This is a genomic window from Pseudoalteromonas tunicata, assembly GCF_002310815.1.
In the GTDB taxonomy this organism is placed as follows: Bacteria; Pseudomonadota; Gammaproteobacteria; order Enterobacterales; family Alteromonadaceae; genus Pseudoalteromonas; species Pseudoalteromonas tunicata.
The window spans coordinates 308918-321256 of record NZ_CP011032.1; the positions used below are offsets into that span (position 1 = coordinate 308918).

Sequence of the window (12339 nt, forward strand, 5' to 3'; positions counted from 1 at the left end):
GCTTAAAAAAGCCGATGCGATAATGCATCGGCTTTTTGTTTTAAGAGTACTTATAAAATTTTTGTCGGCAAAAATATTGATATATTATTTGAAAACTTAAAAGCGGTAACCCACACCTAATGTAATCACGGGGTAGAACTCAAAATCAGAAATATCTTTTTCTAAATTATTTTTTTCAGTAATTAAGTTGGCATTAAACTCTTGTACTAATGGGTTTGTGGTATCTGAAACATCAAAATAATTAGCGGCACCATCAATATAGACCACAGCAGAACCACTGGCTGAGAGGTCGATTTTTGGACTGCCGGCAAATAACACACCTAACTCAAACGAAAACATCCAGCCTGCATCGGTTGCATTACCCCAACCAAGACCTAAATAGCCACTGCTTGAATTACCAAGCTCCATGTTCGCATTAAGTGACAATGGGTTGGCAGTATCTGAAAAATAAGTAACATCCCCCAACTCATAGCCTTCATTGCTTGCATCTTTAGCATTTGCTTTGATTTCATTATTATTAATGTAATAACCACCAGTAAGTCTAAACGTGCCACTAAATGGGCGCCAATCTAATAAAATACCGGCAGTTGATAAATCAATTTTACCTGAGTAATTAATGTCATCTTCTTCAAAATCGTCTTTGTAATTAAAAGTATTTGCTTGAAGGCGTAAGTTAAAGTTTTCATTAAAACGATAATCTAATTCTGCACCAGCACCTAAAGTCCCCGCTTTTAAACTGACACCGACAGGGCTGGCTTCAGCGCTTGTTGATGTCGCTAATAAAGCAACCAAGCTTAAACTTGGGAGTAATAAAATAGATGATTTCATTTTTTATCCTTATCAAACAAATAGACATTAATTATATCTCCTATTTGTAATAGTGATAATTGAGCTGGGTTATTTTGTTGAAATTAAAGCGGCTTAATTGATATTTTTATCAAGCGCATGTTTAAAAAACCATAAATTGAGCAGCGCATTCACCAGTAAGTCTTGTTCTGCTTGTGGTAATGCTTGATTAATCCAAATATCACCTGGCTCATTCATCGCGACAGCTGCGAGTTTTTCAGTCCCTTTTAATAATTCAAAACCAATAAACGTGCGATGTGGTATGGGCATTAAATCGTAATTTACTGGCCTAATTTCATAGTGATTATTGCTTTGATCATAAAGTTGGAATTCCGCTTTACCATAATTATCAGCCAAAATAAGCAGTTGCCATGTTTGGCTTGCTGCGCCAAATTGACAATGGTAGCTGTAACTGGCATCAAAGTTGAGTGGCAGCGAAAAATGAGCATTGAATGACCAAGATTGCTCGTTTGAACGAATGCTTTGGCGACAGCGACTTTGACTGTTACCTGCAGAGCTGTTCAGTTGGTAGCTAAAAGATTGCTCATTTTTCACGCTTTGATCATTATAGCCAAGCTTGTCTATACCAATTGAGGTGCCAGATGCAGTGCTGGTTTGCCAACTAATGTCCATGTTTGATACAGAAAAAGGGCCGACGGAGACATTAAGTTTATCTTCAAGCCAAAAACCTTTGTTGAGTGTAATGGGATAATGATTGCTTAAACCGACAAATTCTGGTGAATGAGGCATTAAGGGTAAAAATTCAGTTGTTTGGCAGGCGGTTAACGATAATCCAGCTGCTAATAATAAAATGTGGCGTGACATATAAAGCTTCTTTTTTAGTTCAATTTCGCACAATAATACAACTGAACAAGGAGTTTGTTATCAAAAATTGTAAGGTCAGTTTAACCTTGTTGTTGAACTGACCCAATTTGCTTTGCTTAGCACATTTTCATCACGACGCGGCCGTTAATTTCGCCTGCAATCATGTCATTAAAGATGTCATTGATATCTTCAAGTGATTTTTCAATGGTGATGGCTTTAACTTTACCGCGAGCGGCAAAATCTAGGCATTCAACTAAATCTTGGCGAGTGCCGACAATTGAGCCGATGATACTGACGCCGTTCAGTACAGTATCAAAAATAGGAATCGGCATATCTTCTGGTGGTAGACCGACCAATACACATTTCCCGCCACGGCGAATGGCCCGGTAACTTTGCTCAAATCCGGCTTTACTGACCGCAGTGCAAATTGTCGCATGCACCCCTTGGGTTTGTTTGAGGATTTGGCCAATAACGTCATCGGTTTTGAAATCAAGGCAGATTTCTGCCCCAAGCTCTTTGGCTAGAGTTAATTTATCAGCTCCGGTATCAACCGCCACAACATTGAAACCCATTGCAACAGCATATTGCACAGCAAGATGGCCCAAACCACCCACGCCAAAAATAGCCACCCAGTCGCCAGGTTTAATGTTGGCAACTTTGAGCGCTTTATACGTCGTAACGCCAGCACAAAATAAAGGTGCTGCTTCAACATATGTTAAATTGTCAGGAATTTTAATTACGTAGTCGCCGTGCGCTTTACAGTATTGCGCATAGCTACCATCAACCGAATAGCCTGCATTTTGTTGGGCTAAGCACAGGTTTTCGTTACCGCTTAAACAATACTCACAATGACCACATGCACTATAGAGCCATGGAATACCGACACGGTCGCCAATCTTTAAATGGGTTATTTGGGCACCGAGTGCAACAATTTCACCTACACCTTCATGGCCTGGCACTAAAGGTAATTTGGCTTTAACAGGCCAATCGCCATGGCATGCATGTAAGTCGGTATGACAGACACCACAGGCGTGAATTTTCACTAAAATATCTTTTGGATTTAATGTTGGGGTCGGGCGCTCTTCAATTACCAGGGGTTCTTTATAACCATAAGTCACAGCTGCTTTCATATCATCCTCCAAATTAATTATTATCATGATAAGTAAATACCAGAATAAAAATCGGAACTAGATCAAATAATGGCTCAATATTCGTTAATTGTGCTTGTTAAATTTGTTTACAAAAAAGCACAGACAGCGAAAAAACACAGTGTTAGCATTCGTTATTACCGTTTTTAGAGTCTGTTTAGGGTATGAAACAAAAGATTGCTTCGTTATTTATGATTGTGCTGGCGCTTGTCTTGTTGATACCTGGCATTACTTTACCTGTGCTCACTTTAGAGGGTCATATTGAAAAATCACAGCTAGCGCAAGCTGGCATTGAAATGCTGGCCGAAGATGGCAATAGCCGTTCGCGCGGCATGTTACAAATGGTATCGGGCATGTTGGGGCTTGATCAATTAGAAGGTCAGGTTCTGGTATATCAAAAAACTCGCAGCATCTGGGGTACGGTGAATGAGCTTAAAGCTAACAATAACCTGCTAGTCGCCTGTTTAGTGGCGCTCTTTGCTGTGATTGTGCCGGTAATTAAGCTGTTATCACAATTACTGTATTCCTTATTACACCCATGTAAATTTAAGCGTTTAGTTGGGCGTTTTACGCAATTGGTGAGTAAGTGGAGTATGGCAGATGTCTTTGTTATAGCGCTGATTGTGACCTATTTGGCCGGGAATGCAGACGGTCAAATGGGTGAATTGTTGATTATGAAAGCTGAGCTTGGTGCTGGGTTTTGGTATTTTGTTGGTTATTGTCTGTGCGCTATTTTATCGGGTTATTTTGTCTCGCGAAGCCACAAAGAAAAGGATGTTTAAAATGTTTGGAAATAAAAAGCTCATCGCTGTGGGTATTAGTTCGTTGTTGTTAGCTGCATGCTCTGATGATGACCCAATTAAAATAGCCGATGTTAGTTTTGCCGATAAAGAAATTAAAGCGTGTATAGACAAGCTAGTCGAAGACAATCAGTATGAATATACCTATGAAATAAGCTCACTCAATTGCCCGGGAACACAAGAATCGCCAATTACTAAACTTGATGGTTTAGAGACGTTTACTTCACTTGCTAGTTTAGTGCTCACCCATAATGATGTCACATCATTAACCCCACTGACTGATTTAAACGAACTGAAGTCGGTCAATTTAGCGAAAAATTTGGCGCTCGATTGTAAACAAGCAACAGATCAATTGGCGGTTTCTCGGTTTAGTAAGTTATCGCTGACGGGTTTTTGCCAGACCTCAATTGCTGCGGTGAATGATGACTTTTCTGATGAGTTGAAATTTAAGCTCGGTGGTAATCTTGAGTTAGCAAAACAAGAAGATAATCAGATCATTTTACAATCGTTATTTGATAGTGCAGGGTCAAATAAGCTAGAGCAAGGCGCGTTAACTTGGCCACTTGAAAAAGCTAATGATGGCATTGGTTTTATTGTTGATGTGAAAAGTAAAATTGGCGCATTACACGCATTAGATAAACCAATTTTAAGCACTGAGTTTGCTCAATTAACCTCAGCTACAACAGCGCAGCTTAACTTTATTTTCGACAAATCTTTAGTGGCGGAGCAAACTCCAGAGCTAGAGGTTGATTATCGGTATATCTATCATGAAAATAAGCATCAATTTAACGGCCATATCAATGTGATGGGAACTCGTTATGCCTTTTCTCTTTATAAAACCGCAATCAATGAAGAAAAGCAAATTGAGCATTTGGATATTGATTTAAGCTTTACAACCGAGACTATTGATGCGGCATTACCTAGTTTTAATTGGCGAGTATCAGGTCCTGGCACTCAAGATACTTTATTAAATCAGGGGCAGGTTAACATCAACACTATGAATGTGTCGTATGCGCAACTTTATGATATGAGTAAATTAAGCGCACAATAATCATCAGTACGTCTCTAGATCAAACTATAAAAATGGCGCAGTTAAGCCTGCGCCATTTTTATTATTCTGGCTAAAGCGGGTTGCTGATGCTTCGTCAATTGCTGGCATATCTTCCCGACCGTAACCGCAGATTTATTTTGGCTTAATTTTAAATGGCCGTGTAATGCGGTTACTTCAATAGTAAATACACTAATTGCGTTTAACATAGCGCTTAAGTTTGGCGTAGATAGAGCACTCATTAACCAAGGTTGGGTGGCAAATTGTTGTGCTAGTTGATGCTCGAAGTGATCACTGATAACCGTCATCAGCGCTATTTTTTCTTGTGGTTCACTCACACTTTTTGCGCTGCCATCGACTACCAGTTTGGCGTAGTTCCAGGTTGGTACTTTTTGCTCTTGCTGGCTGTAATTTGGGGAAATATAACCATCTGGACCATTAAAAATTAATTTTATGGTTGTCTCTTGTCGGTTGAGCTCCAAGGCAAGAGGGTGAGCGCGGCTAAGATGGCCAAGTAATTTGCCGTCATGCCAAATAAACGGCAAATGACTTATATGTGGCCAACCGCTGTTATCTTGTTGAAACATCACGGTTGCTAACGGAAATTCAGCCACTAAGGTATTCAACAAGGCGGTATTATCTGATTGGTAATGCGCTGGTGGATACATCATTGAGACTCCTTCATTTTATATTCAAGAGTTTGTTTTACATCTGGCCAGTCGTCATCTGTGATACTAAATTGAGCGCTACTGCGGTATTCACCATTGGGTAATAATCGTATCTTTCGGATCACTCCTTCAAAGTGAGCGCCTAAACGAGTAATGGCACTGCGCGATTGTTGATTATGTTGATTAGTGATAATCGATACACGCACACAGCCTAATTGCTCAAATGCAAAGCGCAACATGGCGTATTTAGCGTGGGTATTAATGTGGCTTCGTTGCCATTGTGGGTTAATAAAAGTATGGCCAATTTCCAGGCTACGATTGATTGGGTCCAAGCGAAAGAATCGAGTGGTGCCGACTAAGGTTTGACTGGCTTTATCAAACGTGGCAAATACTAGCTGTTGCTTGGCATTAAACTGGGCTGTGTCGGTAAACCAAGTTTCGATTGTTTCGGCTGATTGGCAGTAATTTTCAAACAGCCATTGCCAAATTTTTGGGTCTTGCCCTGCGATTAATAATTGGGGTAAATGATTAGCTTCCAGTGGTATTAATGCCACTTTGTCAGTGTATAAGGTAGATTTCTCAAATTGCATATCGCGACTCCTTAATAAATAGAGGAGAGATTATTGAGTTAGTCTGGTATAAAGTTAACAACCAGTTTTTGTTTTTTAACTAGACCAAAATGCACCCTCTTGAACTCACATTGATCCCATCATCAGTACCAAAATACCTACAATTGGCTGAGGCGCTGCGCGTTGCAATTAAAAGTGGTTTATTACAACCCAATCAAAAGCTCAGTTCGGCGCGTGAATTTGCTTCGGCACTTAAAATGAATCGCCATACGGTAATGAATGCACTGGCGGAATTGGTCGCTGAAGGCTGGTTAGTCTCACAGCAGCGATCGGGTTATCGAGTTAATCATGCGTTGCCAATTGAGCAAAGTCGTGCAGCAGCACCGACACATGCGCACAAAATACATCAGTTTGAATTTGCTCGCCCTTTACCGTATCAAGCAAGGCTAAAAATAACCGAGTATTCGTATTGTTTTGCTGGTGGCCTGCCCGATTTAGTGGTGTTTCCTTATCGAGAATTTCAGCGCTACTTAGTAAAGGCTAGCCAGCAAACAGAACTTGCGTCGTTTCACTATGGCGAGACGGATGGGGCAAGCGAATTAAAACATCAAGTCAGCGAATATTTAAGGCGTGCAAGGGGTATTAAGTATCATGCTAATAAACAAGTGATGATCTGCAATGGCTCACAAGAGGCGTTGTTTTTAATTGCCAAAGCCTTTATTAACCCAGGTGATAAGGTCGCTGTTGAAGTGTTAGGTTACCCGCCGGCACGGGCTGCTTTTAAGGAGTGCGGGGCCAACCTTGTTGCAATAGCCCAAGACAGTGAAGGAATATGTATTGATGATTTTGAACGGCAATTAAAGCTCGGTGGGATTAAATTAGTGTATTTAACGCCATTGCATCAATATCCAACGACGGTAACTTTATCAATTGTAAGAAGGATGCAGCTGTATCGGCTTGCTTGTGAGTATGGTGTGGTAATTATTGAAGATGATTACGACCATGAATTTCATTATGCCTGCCAGCCCTTAGTGCCAATGGCGGCCGATGATCCTGCTTTGCGTGTGATTTACCTGTCAACCTTTTCGAAGTTAATGTTTGCTGGTGCCCGCATTGGTTATATTCATGCTGCGTCAGAGGTTATTGCCCAGCTCTGTGGTCTTAAGCAAATTATTAATCATAAAAACGATATTGTGATGCAGCAAGCGGTGGCTTTTTGGATGAAAGATGGCGCGTTTGAGCGTCACCTAAGGCGCATGACTAAGTTGTATCACTGTCGTTTAAATGCGATGGTCGCTGAACTTCAGCACTATCAAGCTTTGGGCTATCCGATTGAATTTACCATTCCCGATGGTGGTATGGCGCTTTGGATTAAGGTTAATCGTTCGGTGGTCGGAGTAAAAGAGGCGCTTGCAGCACAAGGTCTGTATTTACAGAGCGAAGATGAGTTTGTGCTTGGTAAAGTTGATGAGCCAACTCACCTTAGGTTGGGTTTTGCTGGGCAAGATGAGCATAAAATGAAAGCTGGGCTAAAACTAATGATGTGTTATTTATTTGATTATAGAACAATACCTTGTATTCATAATGGGGTCTAAAGTATTATGGCCCACTATTTTTATTTAAGGACGAAGATAACAGTGAAGAATTATATAGCGGCTATTTTATCATTAGCTCTAGTGGGTTGCGCATCGGTTGATTATAGCCAAATAGAAAAAAGTACCGCGCAAGTAGACTATGTTTCACATGAGCGCTCGGGTGATAAATCAATTAATGTATCGTTCAATTACGCGATTGATAATTTCTCAAACGTTGAAAACTTATATGGCTGCACATTGCATTATTTAACAAAAACTGGGTTTACAGTATTAATCGAAAAGCAAGGGTATTATCAAAAAGCGTGTGAGTTTAACGCAGCAAGCGGCCAAGCTACCATGCAATGGAAGATATTCCTCAATGAAGATGATGAGTCGAAAATGAAAGAATTTACTCACCCCTTACGAGCTCAAATTAGATTAACTCAGAAAACAGCGTCAAATAATCAACCTGCAACAATCATCGGCAGCTCTGCACTTTTTGTTATCAGTAAATAATATCGTCGTAAAGTGCTAAGGTGAGTAGCGATACTCACCTTCAGGCGGCAAAACATTTCTCTTCCTCTCAATAATCCAGTTACAATAGCGCACCAACAAAAATGTGCTGTATATCATGAAACAATTACAACTTGAGATGTTTGGCCAAGCGCTACGCATTGAATTTTATCCTGATTTGACTCAAAAAATATTTGCCAATAGTGAATTAAAAAGTGAAGTGGTTGCTGCGCCCGATACGTTAGTGACGCATCAATTTTCTGTTGAACATCAAGGGCAAGGCCATGATGTTGCTATGGTATTGCAGCCTGATTTTGACAATGACACAGTTAAAATGCAGTTATCGGTTAATGGTGAGTATGTTGAAGGGGTGCAATATCCTCTGATTAATGTCACAGGTGATTCTGCTACAGCAAAAAGAGGTTGGTTTGGCCTTGCGGCGCTGGGTTTTAAGTTATTTAAAAGTGCTAAAGTGATTAAAGCAGCATTAGCTGGCGCCTCGATAGCGGGTTATGCCTGGTTATTTACCCTTGAATTTGCGTTAGTGCTGGTGGCGTGTTTAGTGGTACATGAATACGGCCATGTGCGAGCGATGAAGTATTTTGGTATTAAAACTAAAGGGATTTATCTGATCCCATTTGTCGGTGGGCTTGCGGTTTCGGACGAAAAAATTACCACCCGCTGGCAAGATGTGGTGATTTCAATTATGGGCCCGGTATTTGGCTTGTTTATGTCGATATTGTGTTTGGTGCTGTATTACGCCACCGAGCTTGAGCTTTTTGCTGGTGCTGCAGTATTAAGTGCTTTACTCAATTTGTTTAATTTGTTGCCTATGTTGCCGCTTGATGGGGGTCACGTCCTTAAAAGTATCAGTTTTTCAATGCGCTCATGGATTGGGTTATCGGTATGTTTAGCGGGTGTAGCACTGGGACTTTGGATATCTTACGTATTTGGCTTAACGCTACTAGTCTTCTTTTTGTTTTTAGGGGCTCTCGAAGTTGTATTTGAGTGGCGTCAACGTCATTTTTCACATTTGGTCCCTTTAGATACTTATGGTCGGGTATTTTCTGCAGTGTGGTATTGCGTGGTAGTGGCGGGGCATATTGCGATTATTTATCACTTTGCTGATTCACAAAGTGCTATTTTATCGTTACCGATGAAGATTTTGTCTAGTTAACTTCATTGCTGGCTAAGAGATTTATCAACATTTTGAATTAAAAGATAAGTATATGAGATTATATTTTTGATTCATTCATTCGATTACAACGCAGCCTAGGCTGCGTTGTTGTTTTTAGGGTTGTTATAATTCTACCTCTTGCAGATATTCTGCCACGCAAGCTTCAATCCCCAGCTGCTCTTTTAAATGGCAGCGCATGGCATCGCTCGCTGTTGGCTCGCCATGGGTAATGAATATTTTTTTAGGTAATTGCTCAGCTTGTTTGAGCCAATCAATAATATCTTGATAATCGCCATGAGCTGAAAAGTTATCAAGGGCCAAAATTTCAGCTTTTACCGGCACATATTCGCCATGCAGCTTGATACGTGTTGCGCCATTGACTAGCGCTTCACCACGAGTTCCCGCAGCTTGAAAGCCTAAAAATGCGATCGTATTTTTATCGTTAGGCAGTAAATTTTTTAAGTGATGTAAAACACGGCCTCCGGTTGCCATGCCACTGGCTGAAATAATAATTGCAGGCATCACTTTGCTGATCAGTAGGGTCGATTGCTCCATGGTTTTAACATATTCAGTGCCATCATCAATCGCTTTACACTGCTCTGCGGTTAGTTTGTGTTCTTTATTAAAGTGGTTATAAACGCTGGTGGCTTTAATCGCCATGGGGCTATTGAGATAAACAGGAATATTAGGAATAAGCGCTGCTTGTTTTAATTCTTGAATTAAATGCAGCATCAGCTGCGCTCTGCCTACTGCAAAAGCCGGCATTAAAAAAATACCACCACGTTTGAGTGTTGCGTTAATCGCATTGGCTAAAAACTCGAGGCTATCAATTGGGTGGTGGCGACGGTCGCCATAAGTGGATTCAACCACCAAGGTATTACAGGCAGGGATAGCCTCGGGTGCGCGCATAATGATGTCATCATGGCGGCCTAAGTCTCCGCTAAATATAATGTTATCTTGCTGATTGCCGAGCTCAACAGTCGAAGCACCTAGAATATGCCCAGCGTGGCGCAGTGTTAAAAATACCCCATCGGCTATTTCGGTATGTTGGTGAAAATCAACGGGAGTAAAAAGATTTAAACAGGCCTTAGCATCATCAACAGTGTACAAAGGCTCTGCAGGATGGTGTTTGCTAAAGCGATTATCGTTGGCGTATTTGGCATCTTCTTCTTGTAAGTAACCGGCATCGGGCAAGAGTATTTCACATAACTTAAAGGTACCGTGTGAGCAAAAAATAGCACCGCGATAGCCGTTTTTATAGATTACAGGCAGATAACCTGAATGATCGATATGCGCATGCGTAAGGACAATGGCATCTATTTGGCTTTCATCAATGGGTAGCTTAGCCCAATTGCGTTCACGATAATTTTTAACACCTTGATAAAGCCCACTATCGACTAAAATGGTTTTATTATTAATGTTAAGTAGATATTTTGAACCTGTCACTGTGCCTGCTGCACCTAAGAAACGTAATTGCATGAAGATAGCTCCTGTTTTTAACAGCATAACGGGTTATTTGCTAAGCGGGATTGATTTTGCGCAATAATTATTCATTTGTAATGATGGAATTAGCCAATAAATTGGATTTTTGACTAAAATAAAAAGCTAAATGAAAGTATGCTTTTGTTAGTCTTTGTTTTTAAACAGTTAATTTTTTGGCATGAAATGTGTTAGGTTTAACTATGAAAAACAAAATTTAACTTAGTAGCAAGTTACTTTATTATCTAGCAATATTTGAGCATTGGGCTCACTGAGTTAAAAACAATGATTAAAAAAAGAGGTCACTATGTCAGGACAAGGTTCAGGCGGTAATGTAATCGCAGCTATTTGTAATGTATTTTTCCCTGGTCTTGGCCAGCTAGTACAAGGCCGCATTTTAGCCGCGCTAATGTTTGCAATTATTGTAGTAGGTGGTTATGCATTATGGTTTCTTATTGTGCCGCCAATTATTGGTGCGATTGCACATTTGTGGTCAATTATTGATGCGGCAAAATTCAGAGCCGACTAATTTGTAAAGTAAATAAAACGCGCTATTACAGCGCGTTTTTTGTTTTATTGAATATTTAGTTTGGCAGTAAGATACTTAACCACACACTAAAACTAATAACACAGAGCAAGGTTGAAAGCACTACTGTGCTTGCTAACGTCGCTTGATGTTGGCCAATTTGGTTTGCTACCAAATAAGCATTCACACCTAAAGGTGCAGCACTTAGTAGTACTACTATTGCAAGCTGATCTTGAGGAAGCGCTATCACAAAGTGGCCAAAGGCAAAGACGAAAGCAGGCAATAAAACAGTTTTAATCACGCTGGCTAACAAAGCTTGCTGCCAATCTTCACCAATCCGGTAAAACGCTAAATTAGATCCAAGTACAAAAAGTGCACTCGCAATCGCAGGTTGTGCAAGCAATTCAATGCCAATAGCTAAGTCGTTAAATAATGTAATACCAAGAATATTTATGATTAATCCTGATGTGATGCTCATCACCACAGGATTAAGTAGCATGGTTTTTGCAAATTGGCGCCAAGAAAAGGCCTGCTCTTGCCCTTTTGCGCTCAGTAAAAAAGTTAAAGCAAATAAGAGTGCGCTATGAAAAGTAATGATCATAAAGACACTGCCTATCATCGCATTGCCCATAGCTGCAATAATAATGGGTAAGCCAACTAAAACAGTATTGGAATAGCTACAGCCTAAGGCGTAAACCGCATGGGATGATGCTCTGTGATGCTGTTTTTTAAATAAGTATCGGTCAAGCACCGCCCCTAATAAAAAAATGGATATAACCGGCACATAAAAAGCCCAAAGCGTAGCGCTATTAAAGCTATGTGCTAAGTCGGCTTGCGCCATATTTAAAAATAAAAAAGCAGGAACGCTGATATAAAAAGTGAATTTGCTTAACCCCGCAATGTGTATTTGTTCTAAAAACTGGGTTTTAGCAGCGCCATAACCGAGTAACACAATAAAAATCAATGGGAAAACAATAGAAAAAACACTCATAGCTAGCTCTTTGGATTTACTCGGTTGCTATTATGACTCATTCACTTGACCGAATTACACCCTTAACTGCAGATATTTCGCGCTTTTGTAAATCACATGTTTATGCAATGTTTGTTTAGGATTTTTTTAAGTTAGGGGTTCGTTACCTTGGCAAATTTAGAAGGTTCCAAATCTT

The 12339-nt window shown here is 40.3% G+C and carries 13 protein-coding genes; 6 read left to right on the forward strand and 7 right to left on the reverse strand.

The window, feature by feature from the left end; genetic code table 11:
- Positions 1-96 precede the first annotated feature (96 nt).
- The 3 genes from PTUN_RS01415 to adhP all read right to left on the reverse strand — a co-directional run bounded on the left by PTUN_RS01415 (position 97) and on the right by adhP (position 2801).
- Positions 97-828 (reverse strand): hypothetical protein, encoded by a 732-nt coding sequence (locus PTUN_RS01415; RefSeq protein ID WP_009837891.1) that lies wholly within the window; start codon positions 826-828, stop codon positions 97-99.
- Positions 829-921: 93 nt separating this feature from the next.
- Positions 922-1671 carry a hypothetical protein gene (locus PTUN_RS01420; RefSeq protein ID WP_009837892.1) on the reverse strand — a complete coding sequence of 250 codons (750 nt, stop codon included), beginning with the start codon at positions 1669-1671 and terminating at the stop codon, positions 922-924.
- 116 nt (positions 1672-1787) lie between these two features.
- Entirely contained in the window at positions 1788-2801 is a 1014-nt protein-coding gene (adhP, locus tag PTUN_RS01425; protein WP_009837893.1) for an alcohol dehydrogenase AdhP, read from the reverse strand.
- 182 nt (positions 2802-2983) lie between these two features.
- On the opposite strand from adhP, the gene PTUN_RS01430 reads away from it, so the two are divergent.
- Entirely contained in the window at positions 2984-3601 is a 618-nt protein-coding gene (locus PTUN_RS01430; RefSeq protein ID WP_009837895.1) for a paraquat-inducible protein A, read from the forward strand.
- Between the two features lies 1 nt (position 3602).
- Complete coding sequence (locus tag PTUN_RS01435) at positions 3603-4670, forward strand: hypothetical protein (protein ID WP_040643779.1); 1068 nt, start codon at positions 3603-3605, stop codon at positions 4668-4670.
- Positions 4671-4711: 41 nt separating this feature from the next.
- Here PTUN_RS01435 and PTUN_RS01440 read toward each other — a convergent pair whose 3' ends face one another.
- Together PTUN_RS01440 and PTUN_RS01445 are read right to left on the reverse strand one after the other, a co-directional pair.
- Positions 4712-5338 (reverse strand): FMN-binding negative transcriptional regulator, encoded by a 627-nt coding sequence (locus PTUN_RS01440; RefSeq protein WP_050760025.1) that lies wholly within the window; start codon positions 5336-5338, stop codon positions 4712-4714.
- The gene (locus tag PTUN_RS01445; protein WP_009837898.1) at positions 5335-5925 is read right to left on the reverse strand and encodes a GNAT family N-acetyltransferase; all 591 of its coding nucleotides are present in this window, start codon (positions 5923-5925) and stop codon (positions 5335-5337) included. The genes PTUN_RS01440 and PTUN_RS01445 overlap by 4 nt, the downstream gene beginning before the upstream one ends.
- An 89-nt stretch (positions 5926-6014) precedes the next feature.
- Here PTUN_RS01445 and pdxR point away from each other — a divergent pair, with 89 nt between their 5' ends.
- From pdxR to PTUN_RS01460, 3 genes are all read left to right on the forward strand, one after another.
- On the forward strand, positions 6015-7499 hold the full coding sequence (pdxR, locus tag PTUN_RS01450) for a MocR-like pyridoxine biosynthesis transcription factor PdxR (protein ID WP_009837899.1): 1485 nt from the start codon (positions 6015-6017) through the stop codon (positions 7497-7499).
- A gap of 42 nt (positions 7500-7541) precedes the next feature.
- Complete coding sequence (locus tag PTUN_RS01455) at positions 7542-7994, forward strand: hypothetical protein (protein WP_009837900.1); 453 nt, start codon at positions 7542-7544, stop codon at positions 7992-7994.
- A gap of 115 nt (positions 7995-8109) precedes the next feature.
- A complete protein-coding gene (locus PTUN_RS01460; protein WP_009837901.1) occupies positions 8110-9168 on the forward strand; it encodes a site-2 protease family protein in 1059 nt (352 codons plus the stop codon).
- 123 nt (positions 9169-9291) lie between these two features.
- On the opposite strand, the gene PTUN_RS01465 is transcribed toward PTUN_RS01460, so the two are convergent.
- Positions 9292-10647 (reverse strand): MBL fold metallo-hydrolase RNA specificity domain-containing protein, encoded by a 1356-nt coding sequence (locus PTUN_RS01465; protein WP_040643781.1) that lies wholly within the window; start codon positions 10645-10647, stop codon positions 9292-9294.
- A gap of 307 nt (positions 10648-10954) precedes the next feature.
- On the opposite strand from PTUN_RS01465, the gene PTUN_RS01470 reads away from it, so the two are divergent.
- Entirely contained in the window at positions 10955-11176 is a 222-nt protein-coding gene (locus tag PTUN_RS01470; RefSeq protein ID WP_009837903.1) for a hypothetical protein, read from the forward strand.
- Positions 11177-11231: 55 nt separating this feature from the next.
- Here PTUN_RS01470 and PTUN_RS01475 read toward each other — a convergent pair whose 3' ends face one another.
- Positions 11232-12164 carry an AEC family transporter gene (locus PTUN_RS01475; RefSeq protein ID WP_009837904.1) on the reverse strand — a complete coding sequence of 311 codons (933 nt, stop codon included), beginning with the start codon at positions 12162-12164 and terminating at the stop codon, positions 11232-11234.
- Positions 12165-12339 lie beyond the last annotated feature (175 nt).